This is a genomic window from Amycolatopsis roodepoortensis (genome assembly GCF_024628825.1).
Lineage (GTDB): Bacteria > Actinomycetota > Actinomycetes > Mycobacteriales > Pseudonocardiaceae > Amycolatopsis > Amycolatopsis roodepoortensis.
This window is the reverse complement of sequence record NZ_CP102415.1, coordinates 2,834,833-2,854,326: the sequence shown is the minus strand read 5'-3', so window position 1 is coordinate 2,854,326 and position 19,494 is coordinate 2,834,833. Positions and strand designations below refer to the sequence as shown.

General features: G+C 69.3%; 24 protein-coding genes. 17 read left to right on the top strand and 7 right to left on the bottom strand.

Annotation, left to right across the window (positions count from 1 at the left end; translation table 11 throughout):
* The first annotated feature begins 76 nt into the window (after positions 1 to 76).
* The 16 genes from NQK81_RS13320 to NQK81_RS13245 all read left to right on the top strand — a co-directional run bounded on the left by NQK81_RS13320 (position 77) and on the right by NQK81_RS13245 (position 15,528).
* Positions 77 to 2,722 (top strand): phage major capsid protein, encoded by a 2,646-nt coding sequence (locus NQK81_RS13320; RefSeq protein WP_257488435.1) that lies wholly within the window; start codon positions 77 to 79, stop codon positions 2,720 to 2,722.
* Positions 2,723 to 2,835: 113 nt separating this feature from the next.
* Positions 2,836 to 3,246: a hypothetical protein gene (locus NQK81_RS13315; RefSeq protein ID WP_257488434.1), complete on the top strand. Its 411-nt coding sequence runs from the start codon at positions 2,836 to 2,838 to the stop codon at positions 3,244 to 3,246.
* Positions 3,243 to 3,521: a hypothetical protein gene (locus NQK81_RS13310; protein ID WP_257488433.1), complete on the top strand. Its 279-nt coding sequence runs from the start codon at positions 3,243 to 3,245 to the stop codon at positions 3,519 to 3,521. Before NQK81_RS13315 ends, NQK81_RS13310 begins: the two co-directional genes overlap by 4 nt.
* 4 nt (positions 3,522 to 3,525) lie before the next feature.
* Positions 3,526 to 4,485, top strand: a complete 960-nt coding sequence (locus tag NQK81_RS13305; protein ID WP_257488432.1) for a hypothetical protein — start codon at positions 3,526 to 3,528, stop codon at positions 4,483 to 4,485.
* Positions 4,485 to 4,931, top strand: coding sequence for a hypothetical protein (locus NQK81_RS13300; RefSeq protein ID WP_257488431.1), 447 nt, complete (start codon positions 4,485 to 4,487; stop codon positions 4,929 to 4,931). The genes NQK81_RS13305 and NQK81_RS13300 overlap by 1 nt, the downstream gene beginning before the upstream one ends.
* 13 nt (positions 4,932 to 4,944) lie before the next feature.
* The gene (locus NQK81_RS13295; protein WP_257488430.1) at positions 4,945 to 5,679 is read left to right on the top strand and encodes a hypothetical protein; all 735 of its coding nucleotides are present in this window, start codon (positions 4,945 to 4,947) and stop codon (positions 5,677 to 5,679) included.
* A gap of 12 nt (positions 5,680 to 5,691) precedes the next feature.
* The gene (locus NQK81_RS13290) at positions 5,692 to 6,102 is read left to right on the top strand and encodes a phage tail tube protein (protein ID WP_257488429.1); all 411 of its coding nucleotides are present in this window, start codon (positions 5,692 to 5,694) and stop codon (positions 6,100 to 6,102) included.
* Between the two features lie 16 nt (positions 6,103 to 6,118).
* Positions 6,119 to 6,613, top strand: a complete 495-nt coding sequence (locus NQK81_RS13285) for a hypothetical protein (RefSeq protein WP_257488428.1) — start codon at positions 6,119 to 6,121, stop codon at positions 6,611 to 6,613.
* Between the two features lie 7 nt (positions 6,614 to 6,620).
* Positions 6,621 to 7,055, top strand: coding sequence for a hypothetical protein (locus NQK81_RS13280; RefSeq protein ID WP_257488427.1), 435 nt, complete (start codon positions 6,621 to 6,623; stop codon positions 7,053 to 7,055).
* Between the two features lie 152 nt (positions 7,056 to 7,207).
* Positions 7,208 to 9,412 carry a phage tail protein gene (locus NQK81_RS13275; RefSeq protein ID WP_257488426.1) on the top strand — a complete coding sequence of 735 codons (2,205 nt, stop codon included), beginning with the start codon at positions 7,208 to 7,210 and terminating at the stop codon, positions 9,410 to 9,412.
* On the top strand, positions 9,412 to 12,738 hold the full coding sequence (locus NQK81_RS13270; RefSeq protein WP_257488425.1) for a hypothetical protein: 3,327 nt from the start codon (positions 9,412 to 9,414) through the stop codon (positions 12,736 to 12,738). Before NQK81_RS13275 ends, NQK81_RS13270 begins: the two co-directional genes overlap by 1 nt.
* Before the next feature lie 13 nt (positions 12,739 to 12,751).
* Complete coding sequence (locus NQK81_RS13265; RefSeq protein ID WP_257488424.1) at positions 12,752 to 13,216, top strand: hypothetical protein; 465 nt, start codon at positions 12,752 to 12,754, stop codon at positions 13,214 to 13,216.
* Positions 13,217 to 13,248: 32 nt separating this feature from the next.
* Entirely contained in the window at positions 13,249 to 13,584 is a 336-nt protein-coding gene (locus tag NQK81_RS13260; protein WP_257488423.1) for a hypothetical protein, read from the top strand.
* Positions 13,581 to 14,378 (top strand): hypothetical protein, encoded by a 798-nt coding sequence (locus NQK81_RS13255; protein ID WP_257488422.1) that lies wholly within the window; start codon positions 13,581 to 13,583, stop codon positions 14,376 to 14,378. The genes NQK81_RS13260 and NQK81_RS13255 overlap by 4 nt, the downstream gene beginning before the upstream one ends.
* Entirely contained in the window at positions 14,378 to 15,163 is a 786-nt protein-coding gene (locus NQK81_RS13250) for a M15 family metallopeptidase (RefSeq protein WP_257488421.1), read from the top strand. Before NQK81_RS13255 ends, NQK81_RS13250 begins: the two co-directional genes overlap by 1 nt.
* Entirely contained in the window at positions 15,160 to 15,528 is a 369-nt protein-coding gene (locus NQK81_RS13245) for a hypothetical protein (protein WP_257488420.1), read from the top strand. The genes NQK81_RS13250 and NQK81_RS13245 overlap by 4 nt, the downstream gene beginning before the upstream one ends.
* A 111-nt stretch (positions 15,529 to 15,639) precedes the next feature.
* Here the strand turns inward: NQK81_RS13245 and NQK81_RS13240 are convergent, their stop codons facing one another.
* The 4 genes from NQK81_RS13240 to NQK81_RS13225 all read right to left on the bottom strand — a co-directional run bounded on the left by NQK81_RS13240 (position 15,640) and on the right by NQK81_RS13225 (position 17,529).
* A complete protein-coding gene (locus NQK81_RS13240; RefSeq protein WP_257488419.1) occupies positions 15,640 to 16,161 on the bottom strand; it encodes a hypothetical protein in 522 nt (173 codons plus the stop codon).
* Between the two features lie 105 nt (positions 16,162 to 16,266).
* Positions 16,267 to 16,521 (bottom strand): hypothetical protein, encoded by a 255-nt coding sequence (locus tag NQK81_RS13235; protein ID WP_257488418.1) that lies wholly within the window; start codon positions 16,519 to 16,521, stop codon positions 16,267 to 16,269.
* A 67-nt stretch (positions 16,522 to 16,588) separates the two neighbouring features.
* The gene (locus tag NQK81_RS13230; RefSeq protein WP_257488417.1) at positions 16,589 to 16,993 is read right to left on the bottom strand and encodes a hypothetical protein; all 405 of its coding nucleotides are present in this window, start codon (positions 16,991 to 16,993) and stop codon (positions 16,589 to 16,591) included.
* Entirely contained in the window at positions 16,993 to 17,529 is a 537-nt protein-coding gene (locus NQK81_RS13225) for a hypothetical protein (protein ID WP_257488416.1), read from the bottom strand. The genes NQK81_RS13230 and NQK81_RS13225 overlap by 1 nt, the downstream gene beginning before the upstream one ends.
* 137 nt (positions 17,530 to 17,666) lie before the next feature.
* Here NQK81_RS13225 and NQK81_RS13220 point away from each other — a divergent pair, with 137 nt between their 5' ends.
* On the top strand, positions 17,667 to 17,945 hold the full coding sequence (locus tag NQK81_RS13220; RefSeq protein WP_257488415.1) for a hypothetical protein: 279 nt from the start codon (positions 17,667 to 17,669) through the stop codon (positions 17,943 to 17,945).
* A gap of 647 nt (positions 17,946 to 18,592) precedes the next feature.
* Here the strand turns inward: NQK81_RS13220 and NQK81_RS13215 are convergent.
* Genes NQK81_RS13215 through NQK81_RS13205 form a run of 3 tightly spaced genes read right to left on the bottom strand, consistent with a single transcriptional unit; the run spans position 18,593 to position 19,361 of the window.
* Entirely contained in the window at positions 18,593 to 18,940 is a 348-nt protein-coding gene (locus NQK81_RS13215) for a hypothetical protein (protein ID WP_257488414.1), read from the bottom strand.
* Positions 18,937 to 19,158: a DUF397 domain-containing protein gene (locus NQK81_RS13210; RefSeq protein ID WP_257488413.1), complete on the bottom strand. Its 222-nt coding sequence runs from the start codon at positions 19,156 to 19,158 to the stop codon at positions 18,937 to 18,939. The genes NQK81_RS13215 and NQK81_RS13210 overlap by 4 nt, the downstream gene beginning before the upstream one ends.
* Positions 19,155 to 19,361, bottom strand: coding sequence for a hypothetical protein (locus tag NQK81_RS13205; protein ID WP_257488412.1), 207 nt, complete (start codon positions 19,359 to 19,361; stop codon positions 19,155 to 19,157). The genes NQK81_RS13210 and NQK81_RS13205 overlap by 4 nt, the downstream gene beginning before the upstream one ends.
* Between the last annotated feature and the right edge of the window lie 133 nt (positions 19,362 to 19,494).

Below are 19,494 nucleotides of genomic sequence, written 5' to 3'. Positions count from 1 at the left end.
ATGCGGTTCGTGCGCGCAGCGGCGCGCTACGGCCGCTTTCCGGGGTGAGCCGATCAACGAACAGGAAGGGGACGCCATGGACACGGTGACGTGCCCGCGGTGCGCGCACGAGTTCGTGCCTGGGCGACCGGAGCGGGTGACTGAGGCGACCGCGGCCGCGACGTCGACGGGCAGCGTGGAGTACGCGGATCCGGGGTGGCGGGCCGATGGGGTACGGCGGTATCCGCTCGACACCGCGGCGCGGGTGCGGGCGGCCTGGTCGTCGCTGACCGAGGCCGGCACCCGCGAGGCCTACGACCCGGCGCAGCTGCAGCAGCTGCGGGCGAAGGTGAAGACCTCGGCGCGGAAGCTGGGGATCGAGCTCGTCGACCAGGCCGCCGAAGCCTGGATCGACGGCGCTATGTCGTTCGCGGATCTGCAGGAGCTGGTGCGCGCCGCGGTGCGGGCCAGGCTCGCGGCCGCGAGCACCGACGGCTACGTGTGGGTGTGGATCGTGGACATGTCCGCGACCGACGTCGTCTATTGCGTCGAGGGCAGCGACCCGGGCGAAGGCCTGTACCAGTGCGGCTACACCGTCGACGGCGGCGCGGTCGCGCTCGCCGAGCCGGTCGCGGTGGTGCGCACCTACGTCCCGGCCCCGGCGGCCGAGCTCGTCGACGCCGCGGCCGAGTCCCGGGATCTGGTGCCAGGCCGGATCCTGGAAGCCAAGGGCACCGACGAGTCCGGGAACCGGATCTTCCGGATCCGGGTGATCAACACCGGCGACAGCAAGAACGGCACCCGGTATCCGCAGGCAGTGCTGGAAGCCGCGGCGCCGCTCTACGACGGGGCGAAGGTGTATGACCACCACCGCACCGACGAAGAACTGCGGACGTCGACGACGGCCGGGCTGATCGGCTACCTCCGGGCACCCGAGGCCGTGGCCGAGGGCATCGACGCGGACCTGTACCTGCTGCAGTCCGCGACCGCAGCGGCCGAGGCGATCGACGCGAGCCTGGCTCTGCAGACCGAGGGCCTGGCCCCGCTCGTCGGATTCAGCCACGACGTCGTCGGCTACTTCAAGTCGGTCACCGAGGGCGCGACGCGCCTTCGTGAGGCGACGTCGATCGAGAAAGTCAACTCGGCGGACCTGGTCGCCGACCCCGCCGCCGGGGGCCACGCGCAGCGGATGGTCGCCGGCGGAATCACAGACGACCCAGCGGGCACGGTGCCCGTGGGGGAGAGCACGAAGGAGACCGACGTGGCATCCACGAAGGCTGATGTGCTCGCTGTGCTCAAGGAAGCCACGGCGGAAGAGCTTGCCGCGGTCGGTCTGAGCAAGGCGGACACCACCACCCAGACCGAATCCGTCACGGCCAAGGGGCCCCAGCAGACGGCGACCGAGGCTGTCGACGAGATGGCGAAGGCGTCGTTCATGGGCCGGATGGCGATCCGGACCAAGGTCGGCGAGGCGTTCCCGGCCGAGATGGTCGACCAGGTCGTGGAGTCGGTGACCGGCACGCTGCCGGACCGGTTCACCGAAGCCGCGGTCGACGAGCAGATCGCGACGCTCAAGAACGCCGCGGCGATCTTCGAGCGGGGGAACCTCACGCCGAAGCACACCGTGCAGGTCACCAAGGAGGCGCTGGCGAAGAAGACCGAGGCGCTGGACGCGTTCTTCGCCGGGGACGCCCGCAAGGGCTACGCGTCGTTCAAGGAAGCGTTCATCGACTTCACCGGCCTGCGGCCGGGCGCGTTCGGCGAGGACTTCAACCGCCGCGTCCTGCGGGAGTCGTTCGGTTCCCAGGGCGGCTACGACTCCGGGCTGCGCGAGACCGAGTCGATGGACTCGGCGACGTGGAACCTGGCGCTGGGTGACTCGATCACCCGCCGGATGATCGCCGAGTACCAGCAGCCGTCGCTGCAGACCTGGCGGGATCTCGTCTCGGTCGTGACCGTGAACGATTTCAGGACGCAGAGGATTGAGCGCCTGGGCGGGTACGGCACGCTGCCGGTCGTTCCGCAGGGGGCCCCGTATCAGCCGCTGACCTCGCCGACCGGTGAGGAGATCACCTACGCGGTGACCAAGAAGGGCGGCACCGAGGACGTCACCTACGAGATGATCGCCAACGACGACGTGCGGGCGATCGCGAAGATCCCGGTGAAGCTCGGCCTGGCCGCCGCACAGACCCTCTACAGGTTCGTCTGGGATTTCTTCCCCACCAACGCCGCGACGTCGTACGACTCGGTGCTGCTGTTCCACGCCACGCACGGCAACACCGACGCGAACGCACTGTCGCAGTCGGCGCTGTCGACCGGCCGCCGGAAGATGCGCAAGCAGTCCGCCTACGGCGACAGCTCGAACGTGCTGTCGATCGTGCCGAAGACGCTGATCGTTCCGCCCGAGCTGGAGGAACTGGCGTTTCAGCTGTGCACGTCGGCGGTCGCGATCCCGGGCACCCCGGCCGGTCCGTCGGACACGCCGAACATCCACCAGGGACTCAAGCCGATCGTCGTGGACTACTTCGCGTCGGCGACCGGCTGGTACCTGGCCGCGGATCCGGCGATGGTCCCGACGATCGAGATCGGGTTCTTCCAGGGCCGCCAGGACCCGGAGCTGTTCACCCAGGCCGACCAGACGGTGGGCAGTGTGTTCAATTCGGACAAGATCACCTACAAGATCCGGCACACCTACTCCGGTGCGGTGGCCGATCACCGCGGCCTGTACCGCGGCAACAGCTGATCTCCGGAACACCGTTACGCCACAACAGAACACGAGCGGCCGTACCGGCCCCGCGACATGCGGGTGCCCGGTGCGGCCGCAGTCATGAGTGCCCCTTTGAGCAGGGAGAAACCATGCAGTACAGGGAACTTTCCGGCGATCTCGCCTTCACCTTCGAGATCCCGCCGACCGCCGCGGGGACCGCGCTGGAGCAGCCGTGCCTGATCCTGCCGTGGGCCGCGCAGATCACGTCGGTGCGCTGGGTGCCCGGCGCCGCGGTGACGGCGAACGGCGCGAACTATGCCACGCTCGCCTTCCGCAACCGGCTGCAGAACGGCGCCGGGACCGTGCAGCCGGCCACCGCCCGGTCGTACGCGGCGACCAACAGCGTGGCCAACGTGCCCGAGACCATGGCGCTGTCGGGCACCGCGGCCGACCTGCAGGCCGCGGCCGGGGACGTGCTGACCGCGACGATCGCGCACACCGGCACGGGTCTGGCGATCCCGGCCGGTCTGCTGCAGGTCGCGCTGCGGATCCGCGGATGACCGCGCAGGCCTCGGCCAGGAACGTCACGGCGTCCGGCGCGGTCGCGTCGGCGCCGTGCACGTTCCGCGGCCTGTCCATCCGGGACACCTCGGGCGCGGTCAACGTCGTCGACCTGTTCGACAACGCCTCGGCCGCGTCGGGGACGGTGGTCGCCACGGTCGCGCTCGCCGCGAACGGCCACGCCCATGTGAACGTCCCGGACGGCGTCCGCTGCGTGAACGGTCTGTGGCTGCAGGCGGCCGGTGCGGTGGTCGGCTCGGTGTGGACGGGCTGAGCCGGTGAACCTCACGCGCGTGGTGACCGGCCAGCCGGTGACGCTGTCGCACACCTGGCTGACCAATGAGGACACTCCGACCAACGCGACCGGGAACGTCACGGTGTCGGTGACGGATCCGGCCGGGACGGTCGTCACGTCGGGCACCGCGGCCAACGGCGGCACGGGCGTGTACACGTTCGTGCTGCCGCCGCAGGCCTCGCTGACGCTGCTGACCGTGACCTGGTCCGCGACCGTCGCCGGGTATCCGGTGACGGCGCGCGGGCTGGTCGAGGTCACGGGCGGGATGTTCTTCACGATCCCGCAGATCCGCGCCGCTGACGCCGCACTGGCCGACGAAGATCGGTTCCCCACCGCGGCGTTGATCGCCGCCAGGCTGGAAACCGAGATCGAGTGTGAGGACATTTGCGGCCGGGCGTTCGTGCCGCGCTATTGGCGGGAGACGGTCGACGGCACGGGCACCAGCGACGTCCTGCTGGGCAGGCCGGACGTGCGGGTGATCACCGCGGCCGCGGTTCGGTCTCGCGCCGGGCAGCCGCTCGTGCCGCTCACCTCGGCGCAGCTGGCCGGGCTGGTGGTCACCGCGGACGGGATGCTGCGCCGCACCGGCATGGACTTCTGGACCGAGGGCGTGCGTAACGTCCAGGTCGATCTCGAGTTCGGGTGGGACGCCCCGCCGCCGCCGCTGCTGGAGGCGGCGTTGGTGCGGCTGCGGAGCCTGGCGACCAAGCACAAGACCCTGATCCCCGACAGGGCGTCGAGCTTCACGGCGATCGACGGCGGCACGTACAGATTGACGTTGCCCAAGCGCAAGGCGACCGGTATCCCGGACGTCGACGCGGTGTATGCCCGCTACGGCCTGGAAGCCGAGGACGGATCCGCCGGCGGATCCGCGGCCCCGGCGTCGCGGCAACTGAACTTCGATCCGCAGTACTGGTCGGTCTTCCACGGCGGGGTGCGGTGATGGCGGGCACGGCGGCCGCCTCGGTCAAGAAGGCGCTGTTCGACGCGCTCAAGGCCCAGTCCGGTCAGGGGCAGCCGCTCGACGGGGTCCAGGTGTCCTACAGCTTTCCGGGCAATCCGGAGCGGGCATGCCTGTTCCTCGGCCGCGCGCGGTTCAACCACGAACTGTCCACGTTCATGGCGGGCGGCCGTCTGCCGCGCACGGAGACCCTGACGGTCACGGTCGTGATCTACGCCCGCGATATCGGGAGCGACCAGTACGCCGCGGACTCGCGCGCGGTCGCGATCGGGACCGTCCTGGAAGACCTGCTCGCCACGGATCCGACGGCGGGCGGCGCGGTGCTCATCCGCCGGGTCGAGTCCGGCGAGCTGGAGCCGCTGGTGGACGACGACGGCGTGATCGCGTCCCTGTCCTACTCGGTCACTGTCGAGTCCGAGCTGACCTGAAAGGCCTGGAGTCATGGGCAAATTCGTGCTGTTCAACGCGCGCATTTTCGGCGGGAGCGCGGACCTCACCAGCAGCAGCAACAAGGTCGACCTGGCGAGCGAGGCCGCCGCGGAGGACGCGACCACGTTCGGGTCGGAGGGCTGGAAGGAAGTCCGCGCCGGGCTGTGCTCGACCGAGATCGAGGCCGGGGGCCACTGGGAGGCGGGGGATCCGTCCAAGGTGGACGACTCCCGGTACGCCGGTTTCGGCGGAGTGGCTCCGTGGACGTTCACCGCCGGTGGCGCCGCAGCGGGCACCGTCTCCTACTTCACCAACGGCCTGTCCAACGAATACACGCTGCTGGGCGAGGTCGGGAAGATGGTGCCCTGGACCGCGAAGGCGAAAGGCACGTGGCCGCTGGTGCGCGGGCAGATCGCGCACGACCCGGGGACGGCGCGGACCGCGACCGGCACCGGCGCCGGCGCCGAGCTCGGCGCCGTCGCCGCGGGTAAGCAGCTGTACGCGTCGCTGCACGTGCTGTCTATCGCGGGGACGGCGGCACCGTCGATCACTGTCGAGATCGAATCCGACGACGCCGCCGGGTTCGCGTCGCCGACCACGCGGCTTTCCTTCGCCGCGGCGACGGCGCTGGGCGGCCAGATTCTGCGGGTGCCCGGCGCGATCACCGACACCTGGTTCCGTCCGAAGTGGACCATCTCGGGCACCGCGCCCAGCTTTCTGTTCGTCGTCGCTTTCGGTATCGCGTAAGGAGAAACACTCATGGGTAAGTTCGTGCTGCTCGCCGGTTCGGTCAAGCTCGCGGGCAACGATCTGTCGAACTACGGTTCGTCGGCCGAGCTGTCGCTGGAAAGCGAAGCGGAGGATGCGACCACGTTCGGGTCGGGCGGATGGCAGGAATTCCTGGCCGGGCTGAAATCGGGGTCGCTCAAGGTCAAGTTCAAGCAGGACATGGCCAACGGGGCGCTGGATTCGATCATGTGGCCGTTGTTCGGCACGGTCGCCACGTTCGAGGTGAAGGCGACTCAGGCCGCGGTGAGTGCCAGCAACCCGGCGTACTCCGGGAACGTGCTGATCTCGCAGCACACGCCGCTGTCGGGCGAGGTCGGCAAGATCGTCGAGGCCGACCTGGAGTTCCAGACCTCGGGCGCGGTCGCGCGCGTCACGGCCTGATCCGGGGGGTGTGGTCGTGGCGGCCGAGCTCGACTTGTCGCAGCCGGAACGTCGGCTGCGGGACCTGGCGCGCGCGATGCGGCAGGAAGAGGGCGGCCGGGAGATGCGCCGCGCGCTGACCAAACGGCTGCGCGCGGCGGCCGGTCCCGTCCGCCAGGCGGTGCGCGCGGCGATCCGCGCGGCTCCCTCGGCCGGCCACAGTTCGGGCCGGTCGCTGCGGTCGGCGATCGCGCAGAAGGTCCAGACCGTCGCCAAGACCGGCGGTAAGGCGGTCGGTGTCCGGATCGTCGCGAAGGAAACCACCTCGGTGCGCGGGTTCACGCACGCGCCGAGACGGTTCAACAGCGCGGCCGGTTGGCATCACCAGACATTCGGCGGTGAGCCGGAGGTGCACCAGACCGGGGAACCGGGCTGGTTCGACGACACGATCTGGTACCGCAAAGCGGAGTTCCGGGGTGCCGTCGAGGAAGTGATCGAAGAGACCGCCCAACGGGTGGCAAGGGGATTGTGAGAAACCAATGATCATCACGTACACGCCGAACGGCCAGGAGCCGCAGCGGTTCGAGTTCGACGGCGACGACGTTCGTGCGAAGGACGCCGAGCAGATCGAGGAGAAGAGCGGCGTGCCCTGGCAGTCGTTCTCTCTCGCGGTGCTACAGGGATCGATCCGGCCGCGACGGGTGTTGCTGTGGTACCTGCTGCGGCAGAAACACGGGACGCTGCGCCTGGACGACGTCGACTTCACGTCGAAAGAACTGAAGGTCGAATTCACCGTCAAGGAATACAAGGAGTTCCGTGAAACGGTGGTGCGGAATTCCGGCAGGATTCCTGACTCCAAACGAGACGACGTGCTGGCGCTCGTCGATGCCGAGATCGCGAAGGCCGAGGCCGAGGAAGCGGAGAGTGCGCAGGGAAAAGCGCACTCCGAGATCTCCGACGCGAGTACTGCCTAGCGATCTCGGCCTACCTCCACATCACTCCTGTCGAGCAGCGTGACCTGACCGTCGCCGAATTTCTCGGTGCGGTCGCCTGGGTCAAACAGGTCATCGAGCAACAGCGCAAATAGTCACAGTTGTGACAACTGAATAGCGGGGAGGTGTTTGTGGTGACGGATACCTCCCTGCTGTTCAACATCCTCGGCAAAGAGAACGTTAGCAAGGTGTTCGCCGAGATCCGGCGGGAAGCGTTGGCCACCGCGGCGGTCATGCGCACCGTCGGTGTGGCGACGGCGGACCAGGCGCAGAGCAACCTGTCCGGGATCGGGAACCTCACCAAGCAGTTCGCGATCTTCGGCGGGGTCGCGTCGGCCGCGTCGCTCGCGGCCGGCGCCGGGCTGGCGGCGCTGCCGCTGGCGTTCGCCGGTCTCGGCGCGATGGTGCTCGCGGAGAACGCGGCGGTGAAGGGCGCGTTCACCGATCTCGGCGCGCACGTCAAGAAGTCGCTCACCGCCGCGGCGCAGCCGCTGGTGCCGGTGTTCACCGGCATCGCGGGGCAGCTGCGCACGACATTCGATCAGCTGGCTCCGGCGATTTCTCAGGCGTTCTCCGCGATCGGCCCCTACCTGACGACGTTGGTCGACGGGATTTCCGGGCTGGCCACGCACGCCATGCCCGGGATGCTGACCGCGATCAAGAGCGCCGGGCCGGTGTTCGACGGCCTGGCGGACTTCCTCACCTCGATCGGTGACGGCCTGTCGATGTTCTTCGCGAACCTGTCGACAGCGGCGGAGGGGGCCGGGCAGGCGTTCTCTGCGCTCGGCCCGCTGCTGGGCGACGTGCTCGGCTACCTCGGCGCGGTGCTGGGCGCCCTGGCCCAAGTCGGCGGCCCGATCCTCGCGGCGCTAGAACCCGTGCTCGCCGAACTGCTGTCACTGTTCGTGGTGAACTTGATCCCGGTGATCCAGTCTCTGGGGCCGATCTTCGTGCAGGTCGCCCAGGCGCTCGGCCCGCTGGCCGCCGCGCTCGGCAACGCCTTCGCCGCCGCGGGGCCCGCGGTCATCCAGCTGTTCACCGCGCTCGGGCAGGTGCTGACCGGCGCGCTGATCCCCGCGTTCACGCAGATCGTGACCGCGGTGACCCCGTTGATCCCGGCGTTCGTGTCGCTGCTGTCGCCGATCATGCCGCTGGTCACCGCGGTCGCCGAGATCGCCGCGCAGCTGGCGGGCGCGCTCGCCCCGATCCTGGTCGACCTGGTCCCGATCGTCTCGCAGATCGCGGGCATGCTGTCGCAGTTCGCCGGGGACACGTTGCGGCAGCTCGCCGCGGCGATCATCCCGATCCTGCCCACGCTGGGACAGCTGGCCCAGACCCTGGGTGGCGCGATCCTGCAGATCCTGCAGGCGCTCGCGCCGGTGATGACCGCGCTGATCGGCGCGTTCGTGCAGTTGCTGCCGCCGCTGGTGCAGCTGCTGCCACCGATCGCGGAACTGGTGGTCGCGCTGACGCCGATTATCACCCTGGTCGCCGAGCTCGCCGCGTGGCTGATCAACACCTTGGCGCCCGCGTTCGTGTTCATCGTCGGCCACATCGTGAATTTCCATGCGTTCACGATCCAGTTGCTCACCGCAGTGGTGCGGTTCGTGATCGACGTCTTCGGCGGCGCCTGGGAATGGATCAAGGGCGCGACGGCACGCGCGATCGACGGGCTCAAGAACATCATCGGCTGGTTTGGTTCGCTGCCGGGCAAGATCGCCGGTTGGTTCGGCGAGGTCGTGCGCTGGATCCGGACCAAGTGGGACGAGGCGGTGTCCTTTGTGGCCGGTATCCCGGGCCGGATCCTCGGTGCCCTGGGCGATCTCGGGCAACTGCTGGTGCGCGCAGGCCGATCGATCATCGACGGTTTCCTGCGTGGCCTCAAAAACGCGTGGGGTGCCGTAACGGATTTCGTCGGCGGCATCGCGAGCTGGATCGCCGACCACAAGGGACCGATCTCCTACGACCGGACGCTGCTGCAACCGGCCGGTGAGGCGATCATGGGCGGTTTCCTGCGGTCGCTGCGGTCTGGGTTCGGCGGCGTGCAGTCGTTCGTGTCCGGGATCGGGGCGGAGGTCACCGCGGCCGCGGGGAACCTCGGCGGCACGCTCGGCAGCGGCTACGAGCTCGCCGGGCTGACCGGCACCGCCGGCCGGGCCGGGGCCGGGACGGCGGGATCGGCCAGCGGGTTCGGGCTCGCCGGGGCCGGTGGCGCGGTGGCCACGGTGCGGGTCGAGCTCGACCTCATGGGCGCCGACGACGACTTCATTTCCTGGCTACGCAACAACATTCGCGCGCGTTCCGGTGGGAACGTGCAACTGGCACTGGGGCAGGGCTGATGGGTTATCACCCCGATGTTGCGGTGGAGATGCTGCTGGGCGGCGGCTGGACCGACGTCACCAACGACGTGCGGGTGGCCGACAAGATCAAGATCAAGCGTGGGCGCAGCAACGAAACGGCCGAACCCGAAGCGCCTGTGTGCACGTTCACGCTGGACAACACCGGCGGGAAGTACTCCCCCCGCAACCCCATGTCGCCGTACTACCCGACGCTGGGCCGCAACACCCCGATGCGGGTCGCGATCCGGACGGCGAAGGACGCGTTCGCGCGCACCGTGTCGAACGGCTGGGGGCCCGCGCCGGTCGGTGGGACGTGGTCGACGGTCGGCACGCCGCTGTCGGACTTCGCGGTGGTCGGGGGTACCGCGACCCACCTGCTGCCCACGACCTTGCTGTATCACGCGACTTACCTGGGGTCGCAGCTTTATCGGGACGTCGACGTGGCGGTGACGGTGTCGATGCCGTTCGCGAACGTCACCGGTGGATCGGTCGAACCGGCGAACCTGATCCTGTCGGGATTGTCCACGTCGGACTACTTCATGGTGTCGCTGTCGATCAGCGCGTCCGAGGCGGTCACGATCGGGATCGTCCACGTCGACGGGACGACGGTGGCCGCGTCGACGACGGTCGCGGGGCTGACCTACAGCGGGCAGGCGTTGCGGGTGCGGGCCCAGGTCGACGGGCAGACGATCCGGGCGAAGGTGTGGCCGGCCGCGTCGGCCGAGCCGTACGGCTGGGCGGTCAAGGGCCGGACGACTCGGCTCGTCGGGCGCGCGGCCGGGTGGGTCGGTGTCCGGTCTGGGGTGTCGTCGGGGAACACGAACGTCCCGGTGACGTTCTCCTACAGCGCGTTCGAGGTGCGCAGCAACCGGTTCGCCGGGGAGATCGCGGCCTTCCCGCCCGAGTGGGACGCGTCGGGCAACAACGTCTACAGCCGGGTCCAGGCCTCGGGGTTGCTACGCCGGATCACCCAGGGCGAAGCGCCGCTGAAAAGCACCTACCGGCGCGGGAACGAGACGATCTCCCCGCCCCATCTGGCGTATTGGCCGGTGGAGGAAGGGACCGACGCGACGAGCATCGCGTCCGGGATCGGCGGCGACGCGATGACGCTGACCGAGGGCAAGACCACGTTCGCGTCCAATTCGGACTTTCGGGGGTCGGCGCCGATCGCGAAGTCGGAGCAGAGCCGGTGGACCGGCCTGGTCCCGGCGGCCGCGCCGACGGGGCAGCTGCAGCTGGTGTTCCTCATGTCGATGCCGACGGGCGGTGAGATCAACACCGCCACATTCGCGCAGCTGCAAACCACCGGCACTGCCGCGTTCATCGACCTGTTCTACGACTCCGGTGGTGGCGGCGGTTTCAAGCTGACGTTCTACAACGCTGCCCGATCGCCGGTCTTCACGTTCGGCCCGAGCGACTTCCAGCTGCGCGGGCGGCCGGTCCAGGTGTCGCTGGAGCTCACCCAGAACGGCGCGAACATCGACTTCGCGATCGCGACCTTTGGCCCGGGCGACGTCGACGGCGCTGTGATCAACGCGACCGCGCCGGGGCTGACGATCGGCGCGGCCAGGGCCGTAGTGATGAACGTCTACCGCCAGACCGCGAACACCTCCTACGGGCACGTCGCGGTGCGCAACCAGATCACCAGCATCTTCACCAATGCCGTGCAGCTCAACGCCTACCACGGCGAGACGACCGCGACCCGGATCCTGCGGGTGTTCGGGGAGAACGGGCTACCGGTCGAGTACGTCGGCGGCGGGGTGACCTCGGCGCAGCTGGGATATCAGGGCCGCCAGGCGCTGACCGAGCTCGTGCGGGAGGCCGCGGCCGCGGACATGGGCAGTCTCTACGACAGCCGCAACACGCTGGGGTTCCTGTACCGGAACCGGTCGTCGCTCTACAACCAACCCGCCGTGCTGGCGCTGGACTACTCGGCCCCGGGCCATGTCGCGCCGCCGCTGCGGCCGGTCGAGGATGACGCGGCGCTGCGCAACGACGTCACCGTGACCCGGCGGGACGGATCCAGCTATCAGGCGGTCGAGACCACCGGCCGCCTGGCCGTCACCGATCCGGCGTCCGGCGCCGGGGTCGGCCGGTACGACGACGCGGTCACGCTGAACCTGGCGACCGACCTGCAGACCCCGTCGGCGGCGTCGTGGCTGCTGCACCTAGGCACGATCGACGAGGCACGCTACCCGGCCATCACGGTGAAACTCGCGGCGCTGGCGGCGGTGTCGCCGACGCTGGCGCTGGCGGCGCTCATGGTGAACCTGGACGACAAGATCACTGTCGCGCACCCGAAGGCCGAGATCGACCCGACGCCGATCGCGCAGATCGTCCGCGGCTACACCGAGACGATCGGCGCGACCTCGCACGACCTGGTGTTCGGCTGCGCCCCGGCATCGGCCTACGAGGTCGTGAAGCTCGACACCGCCGTGCTCGGGAAGCTGGACACCGCGACGTCGGTGCTGCTGCGCGGGGTGACGAGCTCGGCGACGCAGCTGCTGATCTCGGACTACCCGGGGCCGGGGTGGACGTCGGACCCGGCGCAGATGCCGATCCCGATCACCGTGGGCGGCGAAGACATGTCCGTCACCGCGATCTCCGCGATCGCACCGTCCTTTGTGGGCGCCGGTGCCGCCGTGACGGGCAACAACACCAGTCTCGTGCCGCCGCAACCTGCCGGTGTGCAGCCTGACGACGTCAAGCTGATCTTCGCGTCGATCCGCAACAGCGGCGCCGGGGCGGTCGGGTCCGTTCCCGGCTGGGGTCTGCTCTTCCAGTCAGGGAACATCGCGGTGCTGGTGAAGCCGCACGAGGTCGGCGACGTATCGCCGACCGTGCCATTCGTCGGCGGTGTGGCCGGCGCCGACACCATCGCCCAGATGGTCGTCTTCCGCGGCGTGAGCCCCCGAGCGTTCCCGCAGAACGCGGGCCAGCTGAACGCGGCGGCGCAGAACATCGCGTACCCGGGCGCGGCCATCTCCGACCGGAACGCCGTGGTGCTCTACCTCGGCTGGAAACAAGACGACTGGACCAGCGTCGCAACCCTGGGCGGGGCAACAGAAATCGGCGAACCGGTGTCCACCGCCGGTGACGATTCCGGCCTGGTGTGGGACTACACGATCCAGACGGTACCGGCGAACGTCCCGGCCGGATCTTTCACCGTCACCGGCGGGGCGTCGGCGATCTCCCGGGGCGGGGTGATCGTGCTCGACGGCGGCGCACAGCGGATGACGGTGACTCGCTCGGTCAACGGGGTCGTGAAATCCCACGCCGCCGGGGCGAAGGTCTCATTGACCCGGCCCGCGCGGCTCGGACTGTAGAAGGGGGGAAAGCATGCCGTTTCTTGCTGGCCAGGATCTGACTGCGGAGGCGCTGAACAACATCACGCCGGGAATCGAGCAGGGCGAATGGACGATCGCGGCGAACAAGCCAATCGGCACACCGACGCTGATCGACAACTGGACACCGTTCCCGGGCGCCCAGATCGCGGGAATCACCCATAGCGCCGGGGTGTTCACCGTGACCCGGGGCGGGATCTACGACATTTCCCTGGGCGTGCGATTCAGTGGCACCGCGTCCGGCGGGCACTACTGCTTCATCACCGGTGTGCCAACGGAAATCTGGATCAAGAGTTCGGAAACCGGTGTGGTGAACGTGTCGTGCTCGATCTCGGGTAAGCGGATCCCGGCCGGGGGAACCATCCGCGGCTACGCCTACTCCGCGCCCGGTACCGATGCGATCCACGAACAGGGCGCGGACCTGGTCACCGGCATCACGATCTACCGAAAGGGCCCGTGACATGTTCGTCCACTTCGGACTAAGGGGGTGCGGTGTCCCTTGCTGCTGCTGACGCGATTCCGCCGGGAAGCCCGTGGTACGTGTACGCCATCACGTCACTGGTCGCGTTCCTGGTCGCCTACGTGGCCGCCAGGTCCCCGGTGTGGGTCGAGAAGGCCAAGGGCCGGATCGCGGGCAAGGCCGCGGCCGATCCGCCGGCCGCCGTGGAGAAGGTCAACGCCGGTGAGGCGATCTTGCGGGAATGGCGCAACGCCACGCAGAAGGCACTGGACGAGGCCGAGCAGGACAACGACGAGCTTCGCGAGCGGATCGCGCGCCTGGAGAAGGAGCTCTACGCCCGGGGCTGGGACGGGAGGCTGCCGCGATGACGCGTGACGAACAGCTTGACGAGGGCCTGGCGCTCGTGCGGGCGGGCGCCGACGAGTCCGCGCGGCGCGAGGTGTGGCGGCACACCTGGCCCAAGATCGCGGTCGCGGTGGCGGTGCTGTCGCTGGTGGTGTCCGGGGTGTCGGTGTGGGGGTTGTCCGGGCTGTACGACACGCAGGCCTCCACCGACGCCGCGGTGTCGGTGCTGCGCACCCAGGCCACCGAGGCGAAAGCCGCCGGGGACCGCGCGAACGCCGAGCTGGCGGCGCGCGGTCAACCGCCGGTGCCGATCCCGCAGCCGGGCCAGGCACCCGACACCGACGTGATCGTGGCCGGGGCGGCCGCCCGGGTGCTGGCGTCGCTGCCGGACGTGCGGCCCACCGCGGCTGAGCTCGGCGCCGCGGTCGCCCAGTTCTTCGCCGCGAACCCGATCAGCGCGCCGGGCCCGACGCCGCTGCAGATTTCGACCGCGCTCGCCGGGTACCTGGCGACGAGCCCGCCCCCGCCGGGGCCACCGGGCGAACCCGGGCAGCCCGGCCAGCCGGGGAAGCCGGGCGAGCCCGGCCCGCGCGGCGAGCCCGGCCCGCCGCCCACCGCCGAGCAGATCCGCGCCGAGTTCGCCGCGTACTTGCGCGACAACCCGAATGCCCTGTGCCCCAAGGGCGGCGTCTTCGCGCAGCTGTCCATCACGACCGACGACGGCGGCACCGCCGACGTCTACACCTGCGTCGTCGAGACCTACCCCAACACCACGACGACGACCACGCCGCCGCCCACGACCGAAGGGACACCCTGATGGCCAGATCTCAGAACGGGTACAGCGCCAACGACGTGAATCTGACCTCCGTCCGCACGATCCCGGGGACGAACCGGAAGATCCGGCTACGGACTGGGCCCGCCGGTGATCTGCTGCTGTGGGTCCTCGGCCAGTTCGACGCGCGGGTGGAAGACCTGGACGCCGGGCAGCTCGACGACTGGGGCTACGCGGAACGCCCCATCCGTGGCGGGACCGTGTTGTCCAACCACGCCTCGGGCACCGCGGCCGACGCGAACGCTGTCCGGCACCCGCTCGGCACCGACCCGGCCGCCACCTTCAGCAAGGCGCAGATCGCGGCCATTCGCGCGATCGTCGCGCGGACCGAAGGCTGTGTGCGCTGGGGCGGCGATTACGTGGGGCGCAAGGACCCCATGCACTTCGAGATCGTCGCGCCGGAATCCCGGTGCGCCGCCGTGCTTCACAAGCTCACCGCCGCCGGCGGTGGGGACACCACAGGGAAGGGATTCGAGGACGTGAGCCTCAACGACAAGCTCAAGCTGTGGGACGGCTCGGAGGTGACCGTGGCGCAGGCGCTCGCGGGCATGCTCGGGCGGATCGCCCCGCTGTACGCCGACCTGGTCGAGGGCCAGCAGTCGCGGGTGTACCCGCACGTGAAGGCCCCGATCAACGATTTCGTGACCGGCATCGACGAAAACGTGATCGTCCAGGGCCGGAAGATCGCCGAGCTGGAGAAGGCCAGCGCCGCACAGGCGGCCAAGCTCGACGAGATCCTGGCCCTGCTGAAAAAGGGAACCGGCCAGTGAACGCGCAGCTGACGTCGTGGCTGCGCACCGTCGTGCCGGGCCTGTGGGCCGGGCTGGTCGCGTGGCTGGTGTCCCTCGGCCTGCCTGACACGGTCACCACCGCGGTGGCCGGGGCAGGGGAGGCCGTGGTGTTCCCCGTGGTGCTCGCGGCCGTCTACGCGCTTCTGCGGCGCGCGGAACGGCACTTGCCGGACTGGCTCACCCGGGTGTTCCTCGGCTCGGCGAAGGTCCCGACGTACGGGACGTTCACCCAGCGGCCGGGGACGGTGACGGTCGACCTGACCCGGCCGCCCGGCGGCCCGTCCGATGCGTTGCTTGACAGCCTGCGCGACGGCATCCGCCGTCGCAACGGCCCGGCCGACTAGCCGCGCCCCCTGGACTGGGGCCGTCTCTACCCCCTTGCGGCCCCAAGCAAAGGTCCCCGCACCCATCCGGGTGCGGGGACCTTTTCGCGTGTCTGGTCCGGCTGTCGCCGCTTACGACGTCTCGGTCTTCGGTGGCCGTCCCGCCTTGGTGTTGCGGGTCCGGGCGTACTGCTCGGCTGCAGCGCGCAGCCACACGCCCCGCGCCATCGGGGTGGGGAACGGGTGCGGCTTGCCCGCCTCGGCCGCCGTGCGGCGCTCGGTCTCGAGCTCGTAGATCCGTTTCGGCGAGACGCCGCACAGGTCGGCGAACTCGGCCGCGGACACCAGCCGCGGCGTGCTCGCGGCCGCCAGGCGCCGCTCAGTTTCCTCCACTGTCAAGGCCTCGCCCGCCTCCCACCGGGTCACGGTGAAGCCGGCCGCGGCGAGCGCGTCGACGAGCCGCGCCTGGAGCTCGTCGAGCGCGGGGATCCCGTCGTGCTCGGTCGTCACACGCACGGCCAGGCGGAGCTCGTGCACCGACACCAGCAGCAGGTCAAAGTCGTGGCCGGCGGCGCCGCGGGCGACGGCGTAGGCCGTGTCCTCGCCAGGGGCGTGGTCCAGGGTGGCCGTCAGGCCAAGATTCCAGGTAGTCATGTCGTCCATCCTGGGCTATCCAGTGAAGAATTTCAAGGATTGAGCCGGGTCTATCCTGGGTCGGCGGGCCGGGGGTGGTATCCACACCCCCGGCCCGCCTTGCGATCACTCAGTGATGGGCACTTCGCCGTTGATCTCCGGTCGGTGGTCCGGCGGCCACGGCCACTGCAGGCCGTGAACCACGATCAGCGACATGAGGATGATCCTCAAGCGCTGTTCGTCCACCTCGGTGAAGAGCACCAGCGGCAGTACCACGATCTCCCCGCCGTGCGGGAAGGCCGCCACGACCGGGCCCTGGAAGGTGACCATCCAGCCCTGGTCGCGCATCGCGTTCAAGATCGCGCTACCCAGCTCATTCATTCGTTCTCACCTCCTCTCTGAAGTTGTACCGATAGCTTAGCAGAAATAGACGACAAAGTTCTAGGATTTAGAGGTGACCTGGACCACTGTTGCGTGGGAGGATGGGCGGCACGGATCCGTCCATCCACCACTGGCCGTCGACCATCCGTTCGGTGAACACCGCTTCGCCGTCGCAGTTGGCGAAGTGCTGCGCCATCTCGTCGCGACGCTCCCTGCTGGTGTAGTTCGCCGTCAGGTGGCCCGACCGCGCACCCCGCAGGATCCGCCACGGCCGCGTCCCGCCCCGGTACTCGTCCGCTGGGGGTCGCCGCCGGTCGAGCTCGTCGAGCAGTGCCCGCCGGTGCAGCTCGTCGCGGACGTCCTGCACATGCGGGCTACCGCGCCGCGCGTCCAGGATGTTCCCCAGCGCCCGCTCGGTCATCGAGCACAGCGCGGGCGCGCGTGCCGCGCGCTGCTCTTCCTCGGTCGCCATCAGTGCGCCGCCTTCCAGCTGCCGCGCCACGTCGCGACGAGCTGCCGGTAGAACGGCGCCTTCGCGTTCATGAGCTCGGCCGCCCGGTCCGGACCGTGCAGCCGCGCGAGATCACGAAAGACCCGGGCGCCGGTGGTCGCGCACATCGGCGGCGTGCGACGCAGGTTCTGCCGGGTCAGGTCCAGCCCAGCCGTGAAGACCCGGTACTGCTCGATCAGTCGATCGGTCAGCGTCGCCGCGATCGCCCGCGCCGCGATCGCGGCACGCGGCCCGTCGAACGCCGCCGCCGCGTCCAGCATGATCCACAGTTCGTGATCGTCATGCCCGAAGATCTCGCGCTGTACGTCCATTGCGATCGCCCGCGTCTCGGTCTCGGCCATCGCATCGGCCAGTAGCTCGGACACCTCGGCCCCGTCGGTCATCCCGTCGTCGGGCGCGTCCATCTGCAGCTGCAGGTCCGCGACCCGCTCATATAGTCCCGCGTCGTCGAGGGCGCCGGGGGCCGGGTAATCGGCGCTGTAGTAATGGTCAGTCAATTCGTTGCTCCCATCAATTCGTTCCTTCCGTGTAAAGTCACTTTACATCACGAGGGGACGGGATGTAAAGCCAATTTACAGATCGGATTGTCGACGGTAGGGTCGCCGTGCAGGCAGACGACAGGAAGGCATCACCGATGACCAGCGATATCGAACACGCGCAGACGCTCAAGTACTGGGCCGCGCGCGTCGCCAAGGCGGAACAGCAACTGGCCCAGGAAAAGGCCGGCGCCCGCGTATCCGCCGCGATCGCCGTCCGCGCCGGGTACGACAAGATCAAGGCCGCGGCCGACCTCGGCACCACCCGCCCGACCCTGGACGCCTGGCTGCGCACCGTCGAACAGACACCGGAAGAACTGGAGCGGGTCGTGGAGCACGAACAGCACGTCGCCCGCGACGCCGCCCGTCGAGACTGAGACCGGCGAAGGCCCCCGCACCCAGGCGGGTACGGGGGCCTTCGCCGTTCGAGCGGGCTACCGCAAGCGCGCGGCCGGCGGCCGACGCCTCGTCCGCGACTATCCGACGTTCCACCAGTCGATGATCACGGGCAACTCCCATCACAGTTCTTGGTGCCGCACTCGCAGGGCAGGTCGGGCAACTCTTCGCCGTAGCTCTTGCGGTACGACTCTTTGTCCTCGTCGGTGTAGTTGCCGTCGCGCGACGTACCGTCAGGATTAGCCTTCACTCTGTTCGTTTTCTTCCTGTCGCTGTTTGTCGCGTTCCTCCACCTTTTTCACGTTCTCTTCTGTCCAAAGCTCGTTGTATGCCAAGGCGGGCAAGCTCACTTTCCTGTTCTCGGTGTGCGGACAAGAGATGCCGGGGGCGGGGGGATCCCGTGCAAACCCCGCCCCCGGCGCCCGCCGCCAATCGCATGCCCCAAGGCGGCGGGAGCTTGGAACCCCGGCCGACGTGCCGAGCGAAGGGGAAGGCACGTCGGCCAGGAACTTGGGGGGACGCGGTCAGCAGCCGCCGGTGAACAACGGGACGGCGAGAGCGACCGCGACCACCAGAGCGACCAGCAGCGCGGCGAACACCCCGCCCCATCCCGTGCGGCGGCGCCGCGTCACAGCAGAACCGACTGCTTCGTCTCAACCGCGAGCTTCGTACCGATCGGGTGGCCGAGCCACCGCGCGCGGTCAGCCGCGCGGATCGAGTCCTCCACCTGTTCCCGCGTCGGGCACGGCAGAGCCGCGTTCCACACCAGGGTCATGGACTTGCGGGCGAGCGGCACCGCGACCATGTCGACGTCGGCCGCCTGGCACGCCGCGGCGAGCGTCCTCGTCCAGCCACCCAGGTCCTCGTCCGGCCCCAGATGCTCCCAGCGCGCCACCAGCCACCGGCCCAGCAACAGTCCCTGCACCATCTCCTGCACGCTCGTCGCCATGTACGGCTGCGCCACGTCGCCGCTCATGGTTGTGACGCCTTCAGGTGATCGAGCAGCCCGCCGAACGCGGCGGCGTCGAGTACCAGGACCGGCCGGTCCTGGTTCGGGATCGCCCACTGCTTCGTGTCCCTGATCCCGACCTTGTCGCCGCCGGCGCCGACCTCCACGCACGCGTTTTCCTCCCAGTGCGTGTACGTCGACTTGTGCCAGCCGGTCATCGTGTCGTGGGGCGTGTCCTGCGTCATCGCTGCTCCCCGTCGTCTTTCTCGATCGCCACAAGATCGAGCATCGTTTGCCGGACGTTGGCGATCAGCAGTGACGCGGTCCGGAGGTCTAGTACGGCCTCGCGGTCGTCGAAAGTGATCGCCGCGACGGCAGCCCCGGAGTCGTGTCGAACGATCTTGGTGACCACGGGGACCAGGCGGCCGTCGTGGTCGACAAGCGTCACTCGTCGATCGGGTGTCCGCCGTGCTGCCATCTCCGTGATGGTCGCTCACGCGGCGGAGGCTCGCTAGGAAAATTGCGCAAAATCCTGTTGTTTCATCCGAATGCGCGCACTTGTGTGACGGAACGTGATCGCA